The sequence below is a fragment of the Exiguobacterium sp. PFWT01 genome, assembly GCF_018255795.1.
Lineage (GTDB): Bacteria > Bacillota > Bacilli > Exiguobacteriales > Exiguobacteriaceae > Exiguobacterium.
On sequence record NZ_CP073755.1, the window covers coordinates 2374337 to 2396042 of the forward strand.

17 protein-coding genes are annotated in these 21706 nt (G+C 49.8%); 5 read left to right on the forward strand and 12 right to left on the reverse strand.

Going from position 1 to position 21706, the window contains the following annotated elements; all coding sequences use genetic code 11:
• The first annotated feature begins 20 nt into the window (after positions 1–20).
• Positions 21–749: a GntR family transcriptional regulator gene (locus tag KD909_RS12275; protein WP_211781719.1), complete on the forward strand. Its 729-nt coding sequence runs from the start codon at positions 21–23 to the stop codon at positions 747–749.
• Between the two features lie 497 nt (positions 750–1246).
• Here KD909_RS12275 and KD909_RS12280 read toward each other — a convergent pair whose 3' ends face one another.
• The 4 genes from KD909_RS12280 to KD909_RS12295 all read right to left on the reverse strand — a co-directional run bounded on the left by KD909_RS12280 (position 1247) and on the right by KD909_RS12295 (position 5888).
• Positions 1247–2350, reverse strand: coding sequence for an LCP family protein (locus KD909_RS12280; protein WP_211781720.1), 1104 nt, complete (start codon positions 2348–2350; stop codon positions 1247–1249).
• A gap of 150 nt (positions 2351–2500) precedes the next feature.
• Positions 2501–3265 carry a glucosamine-6-phosphate deaminase gene (gene nagB / locus KD909_RS12285; RefSeq protein WP_211781721.1) on the reverse strand — a complete coding sequence of 255 codons (765 nt, stop codon included), beginning with the start codon at positions 3263–3265 and terminating at the stop codon, positions 2501–2503.
• Positions 3262–4410 carry an N-acetylglucosamine-6-phosphate deacetylase gene (gene nagA / locus KD909_RS12290; RefSeq protein WP_211781722.1) on the reverse strand — a complete coding sequence of 383 codons (1149 nt, stop codon included), beginning with the start codon at positions 4408–4410 and terminating at the stop codon, positions 3262–3264. The genes nagB and nagA overlap by 4 nt, the downstream gene beginning before the upstream one ends.
• A gap of 119 nt (positions 4411–4529) precedes the next feature.
• Positions 4530–5888, reverse strand: coding sequence for an MATE family efflux transporter (locus tag KD909_RS12295; protein WP_211781723.1), 1359 nt, complete (start codon positions 5886–5888; stop codon positions 4530–4532).
• 40 nt (positions 5889–5928) lie between these two features.
• Between KD909_RS12295 and KD909_RS12300 the strand changes: the two genes are divergently transcribed.
• Positions 5929–6702, forward strand: coding sequence for a CHAD domain-containing protein (locus tag KD909_RS12300; RefSeq protein ID WP_211781724.1), 774 nt, complete (start codon positions 5929–5931; stop codon positions 6700–6702).
• Here KD909_RS12300 and glsA read toward each other — a convergent pair.
• Together glsA and KD909_RS12310 are read right to left on the reverse strand one after the other, a co-directional pair.
• Positions 6699–7640 carry a glutaminase A gene (glsA, locus tag KD909_RS12305; protein ID WP_159563499.1) on the reverse strand — a complete coding sequence of 314 codons (942 nt, stop codon included), beginning with the start codon at positions 7638–7640 and terminating at the stop codon, positions 6699–6701. The genes KD909_RS12300 and glsA overlap by 4 nt on opposite strands.
• A 48-nt stretch (positions 7641–7688) precedes the next feature.
• Positions 7689–7853, reverse strand: coding sequence for a hypothetical protein (locus KD909_RS12310; RefSeq protein ID WP_211781725.1), 165 nt, complete (start codon positions 7851–7853; stop codon positions 7689–7691).
• A gap of 115 nt (positions 7854–7968) precedes the next feature.
• Here KD909_RS12310 and hemG point away from each other — a divergent pair, with 115 nt between their 5' ends.
• The 3 genes from hemG to KD909_RS12325 all read left to right on the forward strand — a co-directional run bounded on the left by hemG (position 7969) and on the right by KD909_RS12325 (position 10786).
• Positions 7969–9333: a protoporphyrinogen oxidase gene (gene hemG, locus KD909_RS12315; RefSeq protein ID WP_211781726.1), complete on the forward strand. Its 1365-nt coding sequence runs from the start codon at positions 7969–7971 to the stop codon at positions 9331–9333.
• The gene (locus KD909_RS12320) at positions 9330–10412 is read left to right on the forward strand and encodes a TIGR04053 family radical SAM/SPASM domain-containing protein (RefSeq protein ID WP_211781727.1); all 1083 of its coding nucleotides are present in this window, start codon (positions 9330–9332) and stop codon (positions 10410–10412) included. Before hemG ends, KD909_RS12320 begins: the two co-directional genes overlap by 4 nt.
• A gap of 71 nt (positions 10413–10483) precedes the next feature.
• A complete protein-coding gene (locus KD909_RS12325; protein ID WP_211781728.1) occupies positions 10484–10786 on the forward strand; it encodes a hypothetical protein in 303 nt (100 codons plus the stop codon).
• Between the two features lie 31 nt (positions 10787–10817).
• Here KD909_RS12325 and clpB read toward each other — a convergent pair whose 3' ends face one another.
• The 6 genes from clpB to pcrA all read right to left on the reverse strand — a co-directional run bounded on the left by clpB (position 10818) and on the right by pcrA (position 21691).
• A complete protein-coding gene (gene clpB / locus KD909_RS12330; RefSeq protein ID WP_211781729.1) occupies positions 10818–13409 on the reverse strand; it encodes an ATP-dependent chaperone ClpB in 2592 nt (863 codons plus the stop codon).
• Positions 13410–13428: 19 nt separating this feature from the next.
• Positions 13429–14298 carry a DnaJ C-terminal domain-containing protein gene (locus KD909_RS12335; protein ID WP_211781730.1) on the reverse strand — a complete coding sequence of 290 codons (870 nt, stop codon included), beginning with the start codon at positions 14296–14298 and terminating at the stop codon, positions 13429–13431.
• A gap of 148 nt (positions 14299–14446) precedes the next feature.
• Positions 14447–15619, reverse strand: a complete 1173-nt coding sequence (locus KD909_RS12340; protein WP_015880725.1) for a CamS family sex pheromone protein — start codon at positions 15617–15619, stop codon at positions 14447–14449.
• 130 nt (positions 15620–15749) lie between these two features.
• Positions 15750–17228 (reverse strand): LPXTG cell wall anchor domain-containing protein, encoded by a 1479-nt coding sequence (locus KD909_RS12345; RefSeq protein ID WP_211781731.1) that lies wholly within the window; start codon positions 17226–17228, stop codon positions 15750–15752.
• Between the two features lie 242 nt (positions 17229–17470).
• The gene (gene ligA, locus KD909_RS12350; RefSeq protein WP_211781732.1) at positions 17471–19465 is read right to left on the reverse strand and encodes an NAD-dependent DNA ligase LigA; all 1995 of its coding nucleotides are present in this window, start codon (positions 19463–19465) and stop codon (positions 17471–17473) included.
• Positions 19466–19474: 9 nt separating this feature from the next.
• Positions 19475–21691 (reverse strand): DNA helicase PcrA, encoded by a 2217-nt coding sequence (pcrA, locus tag KD909_RS12355; protein WP_211781733.1) that lies wholly within the window; start codon positions 21689–21691, stop codon positions 19475–19477.
• Positions 21692–21706: the final 15 nt, after the last annotated feature.

Here is a 21706-nt window from a genome sequence, read left to right on the forward strand (position 1 = left end):
TCAGTCAGGAGCGAAATGATATGTTAGAAATCGATAAACAATCTCCGTTACCTATTTATTATCAAATTGAAGCGTACTTAAAGCAACAAATTGATGACGGATTGTTAAAACCAGGAGACACCTTGCCTTCAGAGCGTGAGTTTTCCGAGCAATTTCACGTCAGTCGGATGACGATTCGTCAAGCCATTATGAACCTCGTCAACGCCGGTTACTTGAGCCGTCAAAAAGGACGAGGCACGTTCGTCGCGAGTCAGAAGATTGCGATGACGTTATCGGGACTGACGAGTTTTTCTGAGGAAATCAAACATCGAGGCATGCGACCGCTCAGCCGTCTCTTGTCATACGAGGTCATTCCGGCAACGGATCGCATCGCGCAGCAACTGAGTATCCCAAATCAAACACCGGTTTATGAGATGAAACGGCTACGACTCGCCGATGATCATCCACTAGCGCTCGAGACCGCCTATATTCCCGTTCATTTATTGCCTGACCTGACGCAAGATGACGCGACGGGATCGATTTATGCTTATGCCGAACAGCATGGCTTACGCTTGAAGAATGCAACACAGACACTCGAAGCCCGGAGCGCCGGTCCAGAAGAAGCCAAGCTCCTCACCATTTCTCCGAACGCACCGGTCTTGTTGATTGACCAGCGAACTTATCTCGAGAACGGTGACATGTTCGAGTATAGTCGTTCCCTTTTCCGTGGCGACTCGTACTCTTTCACTGTCGCCATGGATCGCATATAACGCACGAAACAGAAATACGATTTCCCACCCTCTTTTCGACTCATATTGGAACTAAACAATCTTATTCTACGTATAAAGATGTTAAAGGGGGGGAGAACATTGTCTAAGGTAGTTGATATTATGAAATATCGAAAAATCGCATTACTTTGTTTATTTACCTCGATTCCACTTAGTCTGATCAATATCCTGATAGGCTCGACATGGTTGACGATTTTAGGAGCATCTTTATTTGTAATCTTCCTCGTCATATCCCTCACTTTATGGAAATGTCCACAGTGTAAAAGACGACTACCACTACGATTTGACCATGATACTGACGTGGATGATGTATATCGTTGTCCTTACTGTGATACCAAATTTTTGAGTGGGGACATCATCGACTAAATTATTTTCAAGTAATCCCACGCAAAAATGCGGTCTAACCTGAAATACACTGCCACATAAAAAACGCTCAGAAGATGAATTCTGAGCGTTTTGCATTTTTCGTAAGTCAAACTTTATTGTGCTTCATACGTTATTCCATTCGGGTCCAACGTGTAAGATTCTAATTCCGTATCCGTCATCGGCTCGACACGGTTACCCGCATCCGCTTGTTGCACACGATAGCGCACTTCTTCAAGAAGCGGTTCGTTCAAGAAGTAGTAGAAGTGTCCGTCATCTGCCCGGGCACCTTCTCCTGTCAATTGGTATTGCACCGTATTGTGGAGCGCGCCAACGTCTTCAATTAAACGCATATAGTCATTCGGTCCAAGTGTCGTCTGCATGTTGTCACCGACGGCTTTCAAGACCTTATCGTAATTGTTTAGGAGTGATGTGCCGAGTGATTGTTCGAGCACGGCATTAATGACTTCCATCTGGCGTTGTCCACGACCGATGTCCCCACGTGGGTCATCGTATCGATTTCGAACGTAGGCCAGTGCCTCTTCACCAGAAAGCTGTTGAAGTCCTTGTTCGATTTGAACTGTCTCACGTGACGCATCGTAACTGTTTTGTTGTGATGAGAACGGAACATCAATCTCAACGCCACCTACCGCATCAATGAAATCAACGAACCCTTGGAAGTTGAGCGAGACGACATGGTCGATTTCAACACCGACTAAATCTTCAATCGTGTTCGTCGCCATCCGCATCCCGTTGTTCGGGTTTGATTCATCCATCGAACCGAAATAGTAAGCGTGTGTGATCTTATCTTGGTCAAGTCCCGTCTTGCCATAAGGAATGTTATAACCCGTGTAGTCGATGTTGACATACGAATCACGCGGGATACTGAGCATCGTCGTCTGCTTTTCTTTCTTGTTTAAAATGACGACAATCATGACGTCTGATCGTCCGAACTCACCGCGCGCTTTCTTCTGTGGCGAAAGGTCTGTTCCTAACACCAAGAACGTCTCCGTATCTTCTTTATCATAACGAGTCGGCTCAACCGTCGGGTCATCCTCTAACGTGACTTGGGTGCCGGACAACATATTGTGGGCTTTGTAAAACGCTGTACCGTAAATGCTAGATCCAGCAATAATCGCAATCAGCACGAGGGCACTAAATATCTTATAAAACGCAGACGGACCTGTGCGCTGTCTGCGAGCATGTGTTCTAGAATTCATATCGGTCTCCTTCGAGTCAAAATAATGAGCTTCACTCATTATAGAGGAAAGCGGTAAATTTGTCGAAAACGTTTTGATGACAAATTCGTTTCTTTACATTTTCCCACAGTTGAACACAGAAAAACCCGCGGAGATGACTCCGCAGGTTCTTTAATCCCGAATGGTGAAAAATCGTGTTGCCGCTTCTTGCCCACGGGCTTGTAAGGATTCCGCACAGCGCGATGCAGCCGCCCCGTCGAGCACGACCGTCACACCTGGATGGGCCTGGAGGATTGTGGCCGGCCAGTCGACCGTCGGTACGCTTTCAATCATATGTTGTACGGCCTCGGCCTTTCGCTCGCCTGTCGCCACAAGGACAATCTCACGCGCATTCATGATCGTATCGAGTCCCATCGTGATCGCATGCGTCGGGACGTCTTCCAATCGGTCAAAAAAGCGACGGTTTGCCTCTCGTGTTGATTCGGTGAGTTCGGTCACATGTGTCTTCGCATCAAGGGCCGTGCCCGGTTCATTGAAGGCGATATGTCCGTTCTCACCAATCCCTAAAAGCTGTAAGTCGACACCAAGCTTCCGAACGAGTTCTTCATAACGCGATGCTTCCGCTTCTGGGTCCGGTGCGTCCCCTTGAGGCAGGTGACTTTGTTTGAATGGAACCTCATCGAAGAGTCGATCTTTCATGAAGCGGTTATAACTTTGAGGATGTTCGGGCGATAATCCGATGTATTCATCTAAATTGACGCTCGTCACATGGCTACAATCGAGCGCGTCCTGTTTAAACATCTGATACATCCCGACCGGTGTGCTACCGGTTGCGAGACCGAGTACAAAGTCATGTTTCCCTGAAATCCGTTCTTTGATTAGCGTATAGGCGATTCGTTCCGCGTCGTTCGCCGTCTTTGCGACTAGTACATTCATCTTTGTTCCTCCCGTTCATATACGATTCGACCTTTGACGAAAGTCATCTGAACATGTGTCGTGTCATCCCAAACGACAAAGTCTGCATCAAACCCCGATTTGATATCGCCTTTTGTCGTCAACCCGAATTCTTTGGCCGCATTCGTCGAGGTCATTTTTACCGCTTCTTCCACCGTACATCCCGTATATGCCTGAATGTTTCGGAATGCGGCATCCATCGTCAACACACTGCCCGCAAGGTTCCCGGCTTGAAGTCGCGCAGCCCCGTCCGCTACGATGACCGGTTGACCGCCAAGCTCATATTGTCCGTCCGGAAGTCCTTTTGCTCGCATCGCATCCGTGATGACGACAAGTTCATCTGCTCCTTTTAAGCGAAACGCGAAGTCGACCATCTCCGGACGACTATGGATCCCATCCGGAATGATTTCCGCGATGACCCCACCCTCTAAGAGACAATACCCCACCGTTCCGGGTTCTCGATGGTGTAACCCACGCATTTGGTTATAAAGATGCGTCCCGTGTTTGACGCCCGCCTGCTTGTTCTCTTCAAACGTCGCGCTCGTATGGCCCGCTGAACCGATGGCACCGGTTTCGCGAAGTACCGCTTCAAATGCACGTGCACCTGGCCGTTCCGGTGCATACGTAACGAGGCGGATATGACCACCGGCGAGCTCTTGCCATTTTCGGAACTGCTCGGCGTCCGGGTCGATAATATATTCTGCCGGCTGTGCCCCAGCCATCTCCACGTTGACGAAAGGACCTTCTAAGTGAATCCCGATGAGTGTCGTATCCTGCGCTTCGATGACGTTTCGGACCGCCTTCAAGGCATGCTCAATCGCTTCCTTTGACTGCGTGATCGTCGTCGCGAAAAAGGACGTGACACCTTCCTGTAGCATGTCGTTACTCAATCGTCGAAGTTTTGATTCATCCGCATCCATCGTATCGACTTCATATCCCCCATGGATATGCACATCGATGAGACCCGGTGTCACGAGCGCTCCAGCGACATCAATCACAGGCTCATCCTGTTGTTCAAACTGGTCCATCGATCCAATCTCATCAATCGTTTGACCATTCCATCTGATATATCCACGTTCCCATGTTTGTTCTGCTGACACGATACGAGCATTGATCAATGTCCCCATCGGTTCACCACTCCTTTTTGTTTTCCTCCATGTTATCATATCGGATAAAAGTATAGTTGTATAGACCAATTTTAAATAAATAAAAGATTGTTCACATTTGCGAACAATCTTCTTCTTTTTTATGTCGATTGAACCGTCCCGTAGCGCCGGACAATCCATACTAACCGGAGGAATAACAAGACCGCTCCGGCTGCGAGTCCGGCAATCAAGCCAATCCAATAACCGTCTGGTCCAAATCCGGCGTGCTCTGCCAAGACATACCCGAGTGGTAAACCGATGACCCAATAAGCGACGAGTGAAAGGACGAGCGTGATGTTGACGTCTTTAAAACCACGTAATATCCCTTGGATCGGTGCCGCGACGGCATCTGACAATTGGAAGAATACAGCGAAGATCATAAAGTGCGCTGCAAGGTCAACGACCGTCGGGTCATTCGTATAAATAGCCGCGACCCGTTCGTTTTGCCAAAACAAAAAAGCACCCGAAAAGATAGAGACTCCGAGACAGAGCGCGAGCCCGATTTTTGCATAGCGGACGGCATCCTGCAGTCGTTTCGCGCCGAGCTCATACCCCACGACAATCGTCAATGCGCTCGAGGCCGAGAGTGGCAACATGTACACGAACGAGGCAAAGTTAATCGCCGCTTGGTGAGCCGCGACGATTTGGTCACCGTATGAACTGAGCAATACCGTGACCGCCGCAAAGATGCTGACTTCGGCGAAAATGGCGAGCCCGATTGGCGTCCCAAGTTGTAACAGCTCTTTTTGTCGGAGCCAGACCATTCGTTCGGTCGTCCGTAAAAACTTGTATTCGCGGAATGGCTTCCCATTTCTCACGAAGAAGAAGGCCATGAAGAAGAGTAGCCAGTACGTGATGCTTGAGGCAATTCCCGCTCCAACTCCGCCGTACGCCGGCACCCCCAGTTTTCCGAAGATGAAGATGTAATTTAATCCGACATTAATGGGTAACCCTAATAGTATGAGAATCATCGAGACTCGCGTCTTGCCCAAGGCATCCATGAGCGTGCGTAGCACATTGAACAGGAACATCGGCAAGACACCGAATCCAAGGGCAAGCAAGTATTGCGTCGCGATTCGTTTCCCTTCTACACTGAGCCCCATGCTCTCGATTGCCATCGGCACAAGGAATGAACCCAACGTCAGCGTGATTACGCTTAGCATGATGGCTAAATAGATACCTTGAAACAAGGTTCGTTGAATCTGTTGACGGTCTCGCGCACCAAGCGCTTGCGAAACGATCGGGGCCACCGCCAGCAAGATTCCACTCAGTCCGGTATACACCGGCATCCACAAGCTTGAACCGACTCCGACACCTGCCAAATCGACGGCACCCGCCCGTCCGGACATGACGGTATCAAAAAAGCTAATCAAATAAAAAGACACTTGCGTGACTAAAATTGGAAAGAAAATCGTGAAAAACAGTTTGATTTTTTCGTTTAATGAATGTGTTTGGTACATGGACAACCCTCATCTCTTTTTCAGAAAGGAACTTATAATCATGAATCAACGGCATGCAGAAAAGCTTAAATTTGAACTGTTGGAAACGTGGAACACGTTCAATCACTATGTGACGGAAGCCCTCACCTTTAACAATTCCGAGGATATTCATCGCGCTCGCGTTCATCTACGGAAATTGATCACGTTTATGCAACTATACGAAACAAAGCCGGCGACGTTCCGCCAACTCAAACAATTGATGGAGGCACTCGGTCATGTGCGCGACCTCGACGTCCTCATCGAAACGTTTGATTCTAAATCCGAACTCGATCATGCGTTTCTTGAAGCCATGGAGACACAACGTGCCATCGCACGGACGATTCTATCCACTCGTGTCAGTGAAAAAATGACACCGTCGCTCGATCAACAAGTACGTCGCTTCATCGGTGGACCGTTATTTCGTGCGTTCAAAAAAACGAACGCCTCCCCGATGTTAGAAAAGGCGAAAAGTGAGCGCAAGCAACGTGTACGCGTCTATCATGAACAATCCGATGGAAAAGAACAACTTGAAGCGCTCCATAAAGTCCGTTTAGCCGTCAAACGCGAACGTTACTTACATGAGTATTTGCTAAACTATGAATCGGATGCCTCGATAGACACTGTCCGCACGTTAAAAAAAATGCAAACCGAACTCGGTGAGATGAACGACCATGACCAACTGTTAAAGCGTTGGCGCACCTTCACCCCTCCAGCTGAACTGCAGTCCGCATACGACAGAAGAATTGAAACATTACAGCAGGAACTCGATGCATCCGTGGAACACCTCTCGATTTAGCGCGAAGTATAGCGCTCAATCAGTAGTTCCAACAACTTCATTCCGGCAATCGAGTTTCCTTTTGAATCAAGTGCCGGACCAAATATGCCAAACCCGACATTATTCAAATCCAGTTCGTGGTTCCCGACCGCCAAGATGGCACCCGACACCCCACTTTTTCCTGGAAGACCAACCCGGACAGCGAACTCACCCGATGCATCATACATGCCACACGTCGTCATGATGGCCTTGACGATTCGGACGACCCGACGCGGAATCAACTCTTCGCCCGTATCCGGGTCTTCTCCATTCCCTGCAAAGACACGCCCGATTCGCGCCAAATCAAAACAATCAATCTCGATGGCACACTGTTTCGTATACACATCAATGATCTCATCGACGTCTCCATCCACAATTCCATGATGACGCATGAAATAGAGCAGGGCACGGTTCAAGTCGGTCGTCTCGTATTCAGAGCGGGCGACTTTTTCGTCGTACGTGACCTCCTCGACCGAGCGATTTAACAACGTCGCTAAAAACTGGCGGAACTGATAGATTTTGAGTTCTGCCGTCTCCCCTAAAATCATACTCGTCACCGCTAACGCTCCGGCGTTGATCATCGGATTCAGTGGTTTTGACGGGACTGTTTCCTCGAGTTTGGCGATGGAGTTGAATGCGTCCCCCGTCGGCTCCATCCCTACTTTCGAAAAGACATAGTCCTCCCCGAACTCCATCAGTACATAACAAAGTGTGAGCGCCTTCGATACGCTCTGAATTGTAAACTTGTGATGAACATCCCCCGCGTGAATATACGTACCATCCGGCAAACATATCGCCACCCCGAGTAAATCGTTTTTCACATGTGCGAGTTCAGGGATATAGTCCGCCACTTTCCCTTGAGCCGTGTACGGACGACACTCATCAACCAAGTGGTTCAACTGTTGTTCGAGTACATTCATTCCATCACCTCATGTTCCATCAAATTTCAACCGGGTCATCTTATCATATTATCCGTCCGGTGGTCCATCATCTTTATACCAGTCCTCATCCGCCCAAATCATCGGTGGACTTTCCTCATCTCCAACCAACTTTTCTCCATCTCGATTCATCGCCACAATAAACCCAATTATGCCCACCATCACAAGAGTCGCAACGATGAGGAAGGAAGCCATTCCATCGTCCCCTTTCGAATTCGTGACAAATTTGTCTAGAAGTCCGTGACACTTATCCTATATCTCCGTCAACATTCTCGGTACCGTTAAGACGACAACAATTTTAGAGAAATGGGTGAATCAATTGAATCGAATCGCGATTATCGGAGGTGGCATCACCGGACTTGCCGCAGCCTATTATGCCAAAGAAGCCGGAGCTCATGTCACATTGATTGAGGCGCAGGACCGTCTCGGTGGAAAAATTAAGACCATTTATCGGGATGGTTTTACGTTAGAGACTGGACCCGACGGTTATATGGCACGAAAGCCGACCTTGACATCACTTATTACGGATCTCGGTCTCGCAGATCAACTCGTCCGCTCCAGAACCGGGACTTCTTACATTTACGTACGGAAGCAACTGAGACAGATGCCGGCCGGATCGGTCATGGGCATCCCGACCAAGTTTTGGCCGATGGTCAAAACGGATCTCTTTACTTGGAGAGGAAAACTTCGCGCCGGATTCGATCTCGTGATTCCACGCGTGTATGCAGGAGAGGATATCTCGCTCGACCGTTTCTTTCGGACGAGACTTGGCTCAGAAGTCGTCGATACGATGATCGAACCGCTTCTGTCAGGGATTTACAACGGGACACTCGATGACATGAGCATCGAGTCTACTTTCCCTCAGTTTATCACGATTGAACAAAAAACTCGTAGTCTGATTCTCGGAATGAAAGCACTCACTCCTCCCGTCCAAGCCGGTGTAAAGCCGTCCGAGACTGGTAAGTTCCTGTCGATTGAGCAAGGACTCGGAGCACTCGTCGAGGCGCTCCGTCCGTCGATTGATCGACTCATGTTAAAGACGCTTGTTCAATCCGTTCGACCTCATGAAGTCACATTTGCCGATGGGACGATCGAACAGTTTGATGGCATCATTATGGCCACATCGCCCCATGCACTCGGACCTTTGCTCGGATTCCCGGAAGCCGAACGTTTGTCATCGTTAAAACGTACCTCTTCGATGACCGTACTCGCCGCCTTCGACGAGTCAGAAGTGGATGCGTTAGATGGAACCGGCTACGTCATCGCCAAATCGGAAGGAAACGCTTTGACCGCTTGTAGCTGGATGCATAAAAAATGGCCACACCTAGCACCTAAAGGAAAAGCATTGCTCCGCATGTATATCAGTTCAGAACATGTCCCGTCCCTGCTCCATGAAGAGGATGATCTAATCGCAAACTTCGCTTTAGGCGAACTTCGACGCATTCAAAAAGTCGGGACTCCCCTCTTCACGAAAGTCGAACGACACATTCAAACGATGCCACAGTATGAGGTCGGGCATAAACAGGACGTCCGCGCGTTCGAAGAAGCACTTTTGAAGTGGGACGGCGTCGAAGCGTGTGGCGCCATTCTCCATGGGGTCGGATTACCTGACTGCGTGGATTCCGCCAAACGGGCGGTCGATCACTTACATCTTCGACAGGCGGTGACGGTATGAAACGTATCGACTATAACGAGAACCCGTTCATCGTCATTTGGGAAGTCACACGGGCCTGTGCGCTCTCCTGCGTCCACTGCCGGGCAGAGGCACAATTTCATCGTTACGAAAACGAACTCGACACGGAAGAAGGGAAGGCATTGATTCGCGAGATTCATGCGATGGATAACCCGATTCTCGTCTTTACGGGCGGTGATCCTCTCATGCGTGAAGATTTATTTGAATTGACCGCATATGCTTCCTCCCTTGGGATGCGCGTCTCGATGACACCTTCAGCTACACCTCGTGTAACTCACGATGCCGTGAAACGGGCAAAAGCAGCTGGTTTGTCACGTTGGGCCTTCTCCATTGACGGACCGGACGCCGTGACGCATGACTATTTCCGCGGCACACGTGGCAGTTTCGACCGTACCATTCGAGGAATCTCATATTTCCGAGAGGAGGGAATGTCATTTCAAATTAATACGACGGTGACCGAATACAACGTTGACCGATTACCGGAAATGGCGAAACTCGTAGAATCCCTCGGCGTATCCGTCTGGACGCTCTTTTTCCTCGTGCCGACTGGACGTGGATCCCTGTTACAACCCATTACACCAGAGCGACATGAGGAAGTATTGAAATGGGCGTTCTCCCTACAAGAGACGGCACCCTTCATCATCTCGACGACGGAAGCCCAATTTTATCGGAGAGTCGCCCGACAAGAAAATCAGCGCCGCCGGGCAGCAGGGCTTCCTCCAATCGGACATCCCCATGACGATTTGGCGAAGGCCCCTCGCGGAACGAATGACGGCAACGGATTCGTCTTTATCTCACATACAGGGGACGTACAGCCGTCCGGATTTTTACCAATCACCTGCGGAAACGTCCGAACGACACCTCTCGCCGATATTTATCGCCATCATCCGACATTCAAGGCGCTACGTGATCCGGATAGTCATCACGGAAAGTGTGGGTATTGTGAGTATCGTTATCTATGTGGTGGTTCGCGTGCTAGAGCCTATGCGGTCACTGGCGATTTCAAAGAATCAGAACCGTACTGTATCTATCAACCAGAACGTCCTCTCGTGTCACAATAATGATTCCCATTTATTCCCTCTCCGTGTAAGATTGGGTTATATGAATCTGATGGTGAAAAGAGGGTGTGTCCGTGCAGACTTTACCGATTGACGGATTGTTCTATATTGGGTTAGGTACAATTTTCATTGTTACGGCTTTACTTGGGTTCGGAATCAAGCAATTGACGAAACAAGGCATGACGGGATTTTTTGTTCTCCTCGCAACGAGTCTTGGCTTATTCTTTTGGCTACTGCTCTGGTTCCAAGAAGCGACCCGTGCCAGCTTCATGGGAACAATTCCATGGGTATTCAACTCATTTTTTGGGACGGTACTCTACCTCATTTTTATTGGGATCAGTTATTTAATTTTGAGAAGAAAGCGTCGGCGTACATAAAAGAGGAATCCGATTTTGGATTCCTCTTTCTTTATGCATTGACTGTCGATGGGCGTAACGTCAACGCCCCGTTCTCGACATCGATGATGACCGTTTGCCCATCCTCGACATCTCCAGCGAGGATGCTACGGGCAAGTTTCGTCTCAATCGTCCGTTGTACATACCGGTTGATCGGTCGCGCACCGAATTGAGGTTCATATGCTTCGTCAGCAACGAACGTTTTGGCTGCATCGGTGATGTCGATATGAATCGAGCGTGTCGTGAGCCGTTCGCTCATCCGTCCGACCGCTTTCTCGACAATCTGACCGATTTGATCTTTCGTGAGGGGATGGAACAGAATCGTTTCATCGACCCGGTTCAAGAATTCAGGACGGAAATGACGACGGAGTTTGTCGAGCACTTGACGCTCTTCGTCCTCATCAATCACGCCATCTTTCGCCGCTTCGAGCAAGATGTCCGCCCCAATGTTCGACGTCATGATGACAATCGTATTTTTGAAGTCGACGATGCGCCCGTGCGAATCGGTCAATCGACCATCATCGAGCAGTTGCAACAAGATGTTGAAGACGTCCGGATGTGCCTTCTCGACCTCATCGAGTAAGAGGACCGAGTACGGGTTACGGCGAACCGCTTCCGTCAACTGGCCACCTTCCTCATATCCGATATAGCCTGGAGGGGCACCGACGAGACGTGATACGGCATGTTTCTCCATATATTCACTCATATCGAGTCGAACGATATGATCTTCCGAGTCAAACATCGCTTCTGCGAGCGCCTTCCCGAGTTCTGTCTTCCCGACCCCCGTCGGTCCGAGGAAGAGGAATGAGCCGATTGGACGATTCGGATCTTTGATGCCAGCCCGCGCCCGAATGACCGCATCGCTGACGAGACGAATCGCATCATCTTGTCCGAACACGCGTTTATGCAAGACCGTTTCTAGATTGAGGAGCTTATCCCGCTCTCCTTCTGTCAGTTTCGTCACTGGGATGCCCGTCCATTTCGAGACGACCTCGGCGATTTCTTCTTCCGTCACCTCTTCACGCACGAGTTCACGTGTCACCGAACTCGCCAACTGTTCCGCTTCTTCGAGTTCTCGTTCAAGCTCTGGGATTCGTCCGTATTTCAGTTCCGAGGCCCGATTCAAATCGTAACGACTCTCTGCCTCTTGTAACTCGAGGCGTACTTTCTCGAGGTCTCCGCGGATTTGTTGTACGCGGTGCGTCGACTCCTTCTCATTCTCCCAGCGGAGACGTAACGAGTCAGACTGTTCACGAAGTGATGCCAATTCCTGTTGAAGCGCCTCAAGTCGCTTAATGGAAGCGGCATCGCTCTCTTTCTTAAGCGCCGCCTCTTCGATTTCAAGCTGCATGACCCGACGGACCAATTCATCGAGCTCAGCTGGCATCGACTCCATCTCCGTCCGAATCATCGCACACGACTCGTCGACGAGATCAATCGCCTTGTCCGGCATGAAGCGGTCCGTGATATAGCGATTGGATAGCACAGCTGCCGCGACGAGCGCGTTGTCATGGATACGTACCCCGTGGTGAATCTCAAAGCGTTCTTTTAAACCGCGCAAGATGGAAACCGTATCCTCGACATCCGGTTCAGCGACAAGTACTTGTTGGAAACGCCGCTCGAGGGCCGGGTCCTTCTCGATATATTGACGATACTCGTCGAGCGTCGTCGCGCCGATACAATGCAGTTCGCCTCGGGCGAGCATCGGTTTCAACATGTTCCCGGCGTCCATCGACCCCTCCGACTTCCCTGCCCCGACAATCGTGTGCAGTTCATCGATGAAGAGAATGATGGTGCCTTCCGCTTCTTTCACTTCGGACAAGACGGCCTGTAGACGTTCCTCGAACTCCCCACGATATTTCGCACCGGCAACGAGGGAGCTCATATCGAGACTGAAGATGGTTTTGTCTTTCAAACTTTCCGGCACATCTCCACGAACGATACGCTGGGCGAGCCCTTCGACAATCGCCGTCTTCCCGACACCCGGTTCCCCGATGAGGACAGGGTTGTTTTTCGTTTTCCGACTCAAAATCCGGATGACACGACGAATCTCACTGTCACGTCCGATGACAGGATCGATTTTCCCAGTCTTCACTTCTTGAATGAGGTCTCGTCCGTATTTCGTCAAGACGTCATAGGTCGCTTCAGGCGACTTCGAAGTAATCCGACGATTGCCTCGTACGGCGACGAGCGCCTCACGGAGACGGTCTTCTGTGATCCCTTTTCTCTCGAGCATCGCCTGTGCTTGACTACTGTTCAACAAGATGCCGAGTAAAATGTGTTCGACCGATACGTATTCATCGTTCATCCCTGTCGCTTCCCGCTCCGCCGTCGTTAGAACGTTCAGCAAAGAAGCCGAAATCATCGGTGTCGTCGGATTTTGAAGTTTTGGTGCATTTCTTAAAGAAAGCGCGACTTCGCCTTCAATCTCAGACACGTTGATTTCCATTTTTTGAAACAGCAACGGCGCGATCCCGTCCGTCTGCGAAATCATGGACGCCAAGACGTGCCACTCATTGATTTCACTATGATGATATTGTTTCGCTAACGCCTGTGAACTGACAATGCATTCATGTGCTTTATCTGTAAAACGATTAAAGTCCATCACGATTCCTCCTTATCCATTAACGTTCGATTTGCTCATAAACAGAACGGTACGTCTCATCAAGAGGCAGGTCGACCTCGAGTTGGACGAATAAGTCCGACCGCACCTTCGAGCCGGTCATGACACCGCGACCAGGAATCCGCATCCGTTGTCCCGGACGGCTTCCCGGTTTCACTTTCAACTTCACGCGTCCCCCGTCGAGTGTCGCAATGATGACGCTCGCCCCGTCTAAAAATTCGAGCGGACGCAATCGTTTCACGGTCACGATATGCTCTCCTTCACGACGATACGTATCGTCATCCGCAAAGTGAAGATCGACATATACATCTCCTCGGTTTCCTGACTGTCCGACGCGGCTACCTTTTCCTTTCAACCGCAACTTCTGACCTTCGTAGGCACCTTGTGGAATCTTGACGTTCACGGTACCCGTTTGAAGACGTAGACTCACTTTCGACTCTTTCGTCAATTGACTGAGCGGGATGTTGACACGAACAGTCTCATCCAAGTCTTCCTCGACTGCTTGGTCAAAGAAGCTTCCGAACATATCTTCAAATCCGAAAGTCCGAGAGGTCGTACGCGATCCGCCTCCGAATTGTCGGAATAGATCTTCGAATTGTGACGAGCCTTCCCCGTAAGTCTCTCCACCGCCACCGAACCCTTGTCCGAACGACGGTCCATCCGGGCTACCGTATCGATCATAGTTCGCCTTTTTCTCCGGGTCGCTCAACACGTCGAACGCCTCTTGAATCGATTTGAAGCGATCCTGTGCGCCAGGATCTTTATTGACGTCCGGATGGTATTGTTTCGCCAGCTTCCGGTATGCGCGTTTAATCTCCTGCTCGGTCGCTCCTTTGGAAACACCAAGCTCATCGTAATAGTTTTTAGCCATATGGATTCACCTCACCTATCCCTTTCCCGTTTCTGTTAACTCTATTCTACTCATTTGGTCAAATAAGGTCAAAGATTATCCTTTCACTTTTCATACGAAAAAAAGAAGAGATTCGTTTCAAAAAAACGAACCTCTCCTCCTTTAGAATTTAGAAGTATACTTTCGGACTATCCATTCCGTCCTCGAACACGATGGTCACTTCAGGGTCTCCTCCAAGTGACGTCACGTTGATACGAACCGGAACATTCCGGCTATATTCCCAACGGTTTTCGAGCAAGCCGACCACGTGTTGTGTGAAGCCGACGAGCTCAGCGCGACTGTAAAACTGAATCGGGATATCAATCTCCATTCTCGATAGATCTCCGTTCTGATAGAAGCCCTTCCCAATCATCCCGCTGTAGTCCGGGAAAAGGTCGGCAATCCGATCGCTGAAGAGCGTAAATTTCTGCGCGTCCTCGCGTACGTCAGATGTCGCCGATGTCGACGGGAAATAGTAGTACTTCTCATCGATCGCTTTCCAGTCGCCCGATTTGACTTGATCCGCCGTCCCAACGAAGGCCGACTTGATATAGTTCCCCGGTGTCGGTGAACCTTGTGTCGATTTCATATAGAGCGCGACATTGATATCGAGGTCCTTGAAGTCTTCACGCTTTCGTAATTGGGAGACGAGTTCGTTCGCCATACGTTCCCCTTCTGCGATTACTTTCTTTTGATCGAGTTTGACGGTGTACGTCGGACCATAGTTCGGTGCCTGGAAGACATATTCACGGTTCAAAATAAGTGCAAACGATACGCCCCCAACCTGGTACCCGCTATCCTCTTTCGTCATGTAATTCTGTTCGACAATCGAAGCTAAATAAAGCGGTGATTTCTTGTTCGCATCGACGAACTTGTCGTCTTCGACTTCTGCCTTGCCATCCGCATAAGCCGGGTTCAAGGGGGTCAACCCTTCATTACTTTTATCTTTCCGTGCGAGCAGACGAGATACATCCTCCGCGTTCAACAGCTGTCCCTCTTGATAAGCGAACTTTTCCGGGTCGAACGCGTCCGTTGAGTGACGCATGAGACCAAGTTCGACTTCTTCGAGTTCTAACGATGAACTGACTTGACGTTGGGCGAGCCCTCTCGCCGCCGCCGGTTTGAACGGAATGACCATCTGGTAGTATGAGTCACGGGCTTCAATCGCTTGTGTGACGCCTTCGGCCGCTGTTTCGTCCCCAGTTGGTGTCGCTTCTTCTTCACCCATCGGTATTTTCATTGAACATCCACTCAACAATAGCGCCGAGGCGATTGTCGGGATGACGAGTTGTTTCCATTTCATCTATGTCTAGCTCCTTTGAACATCGTTTCCTATTTCACTTTGTCCATTATAACAAAATCGTTCCACGAAAAAAGTATCGAAGCGGAATCAGAACAAATCCCTTCTCGGATGAACGAGAAGGGATGCCGATTTATGGTTTCGTTGACGGATGGTTGCGACGAATCAACAAGAGGAGTCCCGACGCGAAAAGAAGTGTACCGAGCATGGCATGCCAGGCATCATCCGCTTCACCTGTCATCGGGAGCACATCTTGAGCGTACGAATCGGCTTCATCGATGTGCTCGACTCGTGGCGCTCCACTCTCTTTGACGACGACTTTCACGACAGGTGGTGTGGTTTTCACTTCTGACTTCTGCTTGTTAGCGTCTTGTTTTGGCTCTTCTTTAGCCGGAACAGGTTGCTTCACCGCCACCGGTACGTCAACGGAGCGAGTAACCGTTATCTCTTCATCCACCTCGAAGATGAATGTGGCACGTTGAATCAATTCAGCCCCGGCTCTCACATCATAAGATGGGAGGAGCGGAAGCTCAAACGAGAACGTCGCTTCTTCTTCCGGACCGAGTCCGTCTTTGAAGGTAGGAATTGCTTCGACTTGCTCCTCGAATCGTTGATTTGCCTGGTTTCGTTCTTCTTCTGTCAAGGCACCGCTTGGCCATGTGAGCATCGCGTCCGCTAAAAATAAGGTGACTTTCGAAGGATTGGTGACCGTATACGTATAGCGAACGGGCTCTCCCGGTTGAACGGTCGCCTTCTCAACCGTCGCATTCACGGTGAAGTCTGGTGTTTGTAAAAGGATAATTTGTTGACTTTCTGATATGACGACCCGGTTGAATTCATCCACCCCGGTCACCCGAAAGACACTGCCGATTTCAGGATGTGCGTCGAACGAATATCCGGTCGGAATCGATAAGACTTCTGTCACTTCCACCCGTTCTCCCGGCAAGAGACCGTCTTCTCCTATTAATTCATGCAAACGATCAAATACGTGTTGATTGAACGATTCGATTGATTGATGATCGATGTCTCCACTCACATACTCATGAGAGAATTCTGTCACCGTCATCGGCGTGTCTCCTGTGTTTTCTACAATGAACGTATACGATATTTCGCCTCCGACAACGGCTCGGTCGACTGCGGCGATGTTGATTGCTTCAACGGCGAGCTTCGGTAACGTCGGTTCAGTCGTCGGCTCTTCGACGACTGGTTCTGGTTCAACCGGTGGCGTCACTTCTTCTGATGTATCTGGTTCTGTGACAACAGGCGGTTCTTCCTCTTCGACAGGATAAGCTTCCGTGATGGTGTTTGGAGAAAACGTATACGGTACACCTTCCGCATCGTAGAGCGTGATGAGGTCAATCAACGAGTCGTCTACTACTTCCGCATCAATCATAAATCGCCAAACGTCAGCTGATTCACGGACCCCGTAATACGTGATTCCTTCATAGACAAGACTTGATTCATATAATGTTTCGCTTTCCTCATCTGTCAAATTCACTTGGATATACCGGAACGTGGTCGTGTCCGCTTTGGCGGTGGGCACCCCAAATAAGGTTGAAAGGAACATGAGGATGGTAAATACGGCAACGAAGCGCTGGATGTTGTGTGTCATGATGTTGGTCCCTCCTCTAAGGTGAAAACAAGCGCTCGAATCGCAATCGTTCCGATGACGACGTTCACCACGTAGAGGAATGAGAGGAATGTGTGTGTGAAAGTCATGGTGTCAAAGGGTTCTCTCGCAAAAATATATTAGCATTTTGATTTAGTTAATCTATACCCCTCACACGCTTGTGCGAACCTGCTCAATCCCATTTATTTCCGAAAAAATAAAAAACGTTCGCCGAAGCGAACGTCTTATGCTTGTTCATGTAAAAAGTCGAGCAGTTTTGCCTCATCCCATACTTCAATTCCGAGAGATTCCGCTTTCGCCAGCTTCGAACCTGCTTTTTCACCGGCGACGAGCAAGTCTGTGTTCTTACTTACACTTCCCGTTACACTCGCTCCGAGAAGTTCAAGCTGTTTCCCAGCCTCGCCACGTGTCATCTCGTGCAATTTCCCAGTCAATACGACTGTCTTCCCAGAGAGCGGTGCTCCTTCCGTCGTTGGTCGTTTTGTTCCTTTGAAGGAAAGATTTACTCCCGATTCTGAAAGTTCTTTGACGAGTTCACGTGCTTCCGGTTTTTCAAAATAGAGGACGATCGATTCTGCCATCTTTGTCCCGATACCATCGATGGCTGTCAATTCTTCGACTGTCGCAGCGATGATTGCATCCATCGTCTCGAACCGTTCTGCAATTAAAGAAGCGGCCTTTTGTCCGACGAGTCGAATCCCGAGGGCGAAGAGCACCCGTTCCAATGAGTTTTGCTTCGATTGTTCGATTGCCGAGAGCAAGTTCGTCACTGACGTCTCGCCCATGCGCTCGAGTCCAAGTAAATCATCTCGGTCCAACCGATACAGGTCGGCCACATTATGGACGAGCCCTGCTTCGTGAAGCTGCGTGATCACTTTCTCGCCGAGCCCGTCGATATTCATCGCTTGTCTCGACACGAAATGGATGAGTCCTTCAAGCAGTTGAGCCGGACATTCCGGATTGACGCAACGATGATCCGCCTCTCCTTCGAGTCGAATCAACTCCGACCCACACGCCGGACAATGCGTTGGGAATTCAATCACCCGCTCTTCCCCACTCCGTTCACTCGCCAATGCCGATACGACGGCCGGAATGACGTCTCCTGCTTTTTTGATGACGACTCGGTCACCGATATGAAGGTCTTTTTCTTTTATAAAATCTTCATTGTGAAGCGTCGCATACGTCACGGTCGAACCTGCCACAGAAACCGGAGCAAATCGCGCCCGTGGTGTGACCTTCCCCGTACGACCGACACTGAAATCGACGTCCTCGATCGTCGTCACAACTTCTTCTGCCGGGAACTTGTACGCGACGGCCCAGCGCGGACTTTTAGCGGTGAAACCAAGTTGTTCCTGTTCTTCATACCCGGCCACTTTGATGACGATCCCATCAATTTCATATGGGAGGTCACTCCGTTTTGTCACGTATGTCTCAATGTAATCCCACAGTTCATCCGCCGTCTGGCATGTTGTATAATCTCCGCTCACAGCGACACCGAGTCGTTTCAAATAATCGAGTGACTCGTCATGTGACGCGACAAGATCGTCTTGCGACACCAAACCGTATGCGAAGAACGCCAAGTTTCTCGACGCCGCAATTTTTGAGTCAAGTTGTCGAAGTGAACCGGCAGCTGCGTTTCTCGGATTTGCGAAAAGTGGTTCGCCGATACGTTCTCGTTCATCATTCAATTGTTCGAACGAACGTTTCGGCATGTACGCCTCACCTCGCACTTCAAACGTCACGTCCTCATTTAATCGGAGAGGGATGGAACGAATCGTCTTCAAGTTTTGCGTGATGTCCTCACCCGTTGTCCCGTCCCCGCGCGTCGCACCACGGACGAGACGACCATTCTCATATTTTAACGAGACAGCGAGACCATCAAATTTGAGTTCTGCCACGAATGTCGGCGTGTAGCCGAGATCTTTCTCGATTCGCTCCACCCACTCGACGAGTTCCTCTTTCGAGAAGACGTTGCCGAGCGAGAGCATCGGCGTGTCATGTGTCACTTTGACAAATGCGTCGAGCGGAGCCCCTCCGACGCGTTGCGTCGGAGAATCCGGTGTTCGAAGTTCAGGATAATCAGTCTCGATTTGAATCAATTCGTTCATCAATCGGTCATACTCCGAATCCGGCACGCTCGGACGGTCGAGTACGTAATACTCGTAACCATATTGATTTAACGTTTGACGTAGCTCTTCTACGCGTTCTGCCATCTCCATATTCTCACCTCACGCTTTTTCGATAGGGGCAAATTTAGCCAATAGGCGCTTGATCCCGACTTCCGGGAATGCGATGTCGACTTCGAGTTGGTCGCCTTCACCACGTGTCTGAACGACCGTCCCTTGTCCCCATTTTTTATGATTCGCTTTGTCGCCGACACTCCAGCCGACCGTTTCGGCACCGGATGATTGGGCGAGTTTCGGCTTCGGTTTCGAACTAAAGCCATTCACTGGTAACTTCCCTGGTGACTCGACCGGGTTCCACGGCATCGGTTTTCTCGCCTTACCGGACCGCTCCAACAACGTTTCCGGCAACTCATGCAAGAATCTCGACTCCGGGTTGTTTTGGAAGCGACCATATAGCATCCGTGACTGGGCACGTGTCAAATAGAGACGCTTCTCGGCACGGGTGATTCCGACATACGCAAGACGACGTTCTTCTTCCATCTCTTCCTCGTCGTTCAAGGCACGGCTGTGCGGGAAAAGTCCTTCTTCCATTCCAATCAAGAAGACGACCGGGAATTCAAGTCCCTTCGCCGAGTGCAACGTCATCAACGTGACTTGATGCGACTCATCGACTTCATCGAGTGAATCGAGGTCTGAGACGAGCGTCAAATCGGTAAGGAAGGCGACGAGCGTCTGTTCATCGCTCTCTTTCTCAAAGTTTTGGGCGACCGACAGAAACTCTTGCAAGTTCTCGAGTCGGCTTTCCGCTTCAAGCGTCTTCTCGATTTTGAGCATCTCTTCATATCCTGTTTTCTTCAATACCTCTTCGACGAGTTCTGAAATGGAGAGGTAGTCTGCCATCTGTCGTAAATCCATCATCATCTGACGGAAATCCGCAAGTTTCGTCGCAGTGCGTGGGGCGATGCCTGACAATTCGATGTCACGAATCGCATCCATGAGTGAGACGCCCTGCATGTCTGCAAAATCCCCTAGTTTATCAATCGTCGCAGCACCGATTCCACGTTTCGGCTCATTGACGACGCGAACGAACGAGATGTCCTCATCCGGGTTGGCAATCAATCGCAAGTATGCGAGGACGTCCTTGATTTCTTTTCGCTCATAGAACTTCGTCCCGCCGACCATCTTGTACGGGATGTTCGATTTGAGGAGCATCTCCTCAAGTCCACGTGATTGTGCGTTCGTCCGGTAAAGGACCGCCATCTGTCCGTATTCCATCCCTTCCATCTTCAGCTCTTTCATCTGGTTCATGATGAAGAACGCTTCGTCGCGATCGTCCGATGCGACATGGAGCAACAATTTCTCCCCTTCGTCATTTTCAGTCCACAAGTTCTTCTCTTTCCGGGAAGCATTGTTTTGGATGACACCGTTCGCCGCCTCTAAAATCCGTTTCGTCGAACGATAGTTTTGTTCGAGCAAGATGACATGGGCGCCCGGATAATCTTTCTCAAACGTCAAGATGTTGGCGATGTCGGCACCGCGCCAACGGTAAATGGACTGATCCGAATCCCCGACGACACACAAATTCTCGTGTGCCTGTGCGAGAAGTTTGACGAGCGTATATTGGGCACGGTTCGTATCCTGATACTCATCGACATGGATGTACTTGAATTTCTTCTGATAGAACGCCAACACGTCCGGTGCTTCTTGGAATAAGTGAATCGTCTTCATGATCAAGTCGTCAAAGTCGAGCACATTATTTTGTTTCAGCTTTTTCTCATACGCCGTATAGACGTCCGAGATGATTCGCTCGTACGGATTGTTCCCGACGAGGGCGGCCGCATCTTTCGCCGTGCGCAGCTCGTTTTTATGATTTGAAATCATCCCGAGAAGGGTACGCGGTTCGTACTTCTTCGGATCGAGGTTCAATTCTTTCAATACCTGTTTGATTGCTGTCAATTGATCCGAGGCATCTAAAATGGAAAAGCTCCGGTCATAGCGGATGCGATCGATATCGCGTCGTAAAATCCGGACGCACATGGAGTGGAATGTAGAAATCCAAATGTCTTCGGCGACACCACCCACAAGACGGGCAATCCGATCTTTCATTTCTCGTGCTGCCTTATTCGTGAACGTGATCGCTAAAATGTTCCACGGTGCCACTTGTTTCGCCGCCATCAAATAGGCGACACGATGCGTCAAGACACGGGTCTTCCCAGACCCCGCACCCGCCATGATCAACAGCGGGCCATCCGTATGCTTCACTGCTTCTGCTTGTTCCGGGTTCATGCCTTTGACTAATTCTTCGCTAAGATTATACATAATCGTTTCCTTCCT

Bases quoted from the DNA above. Each gene is read 5' to 3' on its own strand.
- KD909_RS12275 (WP_211781719.1), top strand. From the start codon at position 21: ATGTTAGAAATCGATAAACAATCTCCGTTACCTATTTATTATCAAATT.
- KD909_RS12280 (WP_211781720.1), bottom strand. From the start codon at position 2,350: ATGAATTCTAGAACACATGCTCGCAGACAGCGCACAGGTCCGTCTGCG.
- nagB (WP_211781721.1), bottom strand. From the start codon at position 3,265: ATGAATGTACTAGTCGCAAAGACGGCGAACGACGCGGAACGAATCGCC.
- nagA (WP_211781722.1), bottom strand. From the start codon at position 4,410: ATGGGGACATTGATCAATGCTCGTATCGTGTCAGCAGAACAAACATGG.
- KD909_RS12295 (WP_211781723.1), bottom strand. From the start codon at position 5,888: ATGTACCAAACACATTCATTAAACGAAAAAATCAAACTGTTTTTCACG.
- KD909_RS12300 (WP_211781724.1), top strand. From the start codon at position 5,929: ATGAATCAACGGCATGCAGAAAAGCTTAAATTTGAACTGTTGGAAACG.
- glsA (WP_159563499.1), bottom strand. From the start codon at position 7,640: ATGAATGTACTCGAACAACAGTTGAACCACTTGGTTGATGAGTGTCGT.
- KD909_RS12310 (WP_211781725.1), bottom strand. From the start codon at position 7,853: ATGGCTTCCTTCCTCATCGTTGCGACTCTTGTGATGGTGGGCATAATT.
- KD909_RS12320 (WP_211781727.1), top strand. From the start codon at position 9,330: ATGAAACGTATCGACTATAACGAGAACCCGTTCATCGTCATTTGGGAA.
- clpB (WP_211781729.1), bottom strand. From the start codon at position 13,409: ATGGACTTTAATCGTTTTACAGATAAAGCACATGAATGCATTGTCAGT.
- KD909_RS12335 (WP_211781730.1), bottom strand. From the start codon at position 14,298: ATGGCTAAAAACTATTACGATGAGCTTGGTGTTTCCAAAGGAGCGACC.
- KD909_RS12340 (WP_015880725.1), bottom strand. From the start codon at position 15,619: ATGAAATGGAAACAACTCGTCATCCCGACAATCGCCTCGGCGCTATTG.
- KD909_RS12345 (WP_211781731.1), bottom strand. From the start codon at position 17,228: ATGACACACAACATCCAGCGCTTCGTTGCCGTATTTACCATCCTCATG.
- ligA (WP_211781732.1), bottom strand. From the start codon at position 19,465: ATGGAGATGGCAGAACGCGTAGAAGAGCTACGTCAAACGTTAAATCAA.
- pcrA (WP_211781733.1), bottom strand. From the start codon at position 21,691: ATGTATAATCTTAGCGAAGAATTAGTCAAAGGCATGAACCCGGAACAA.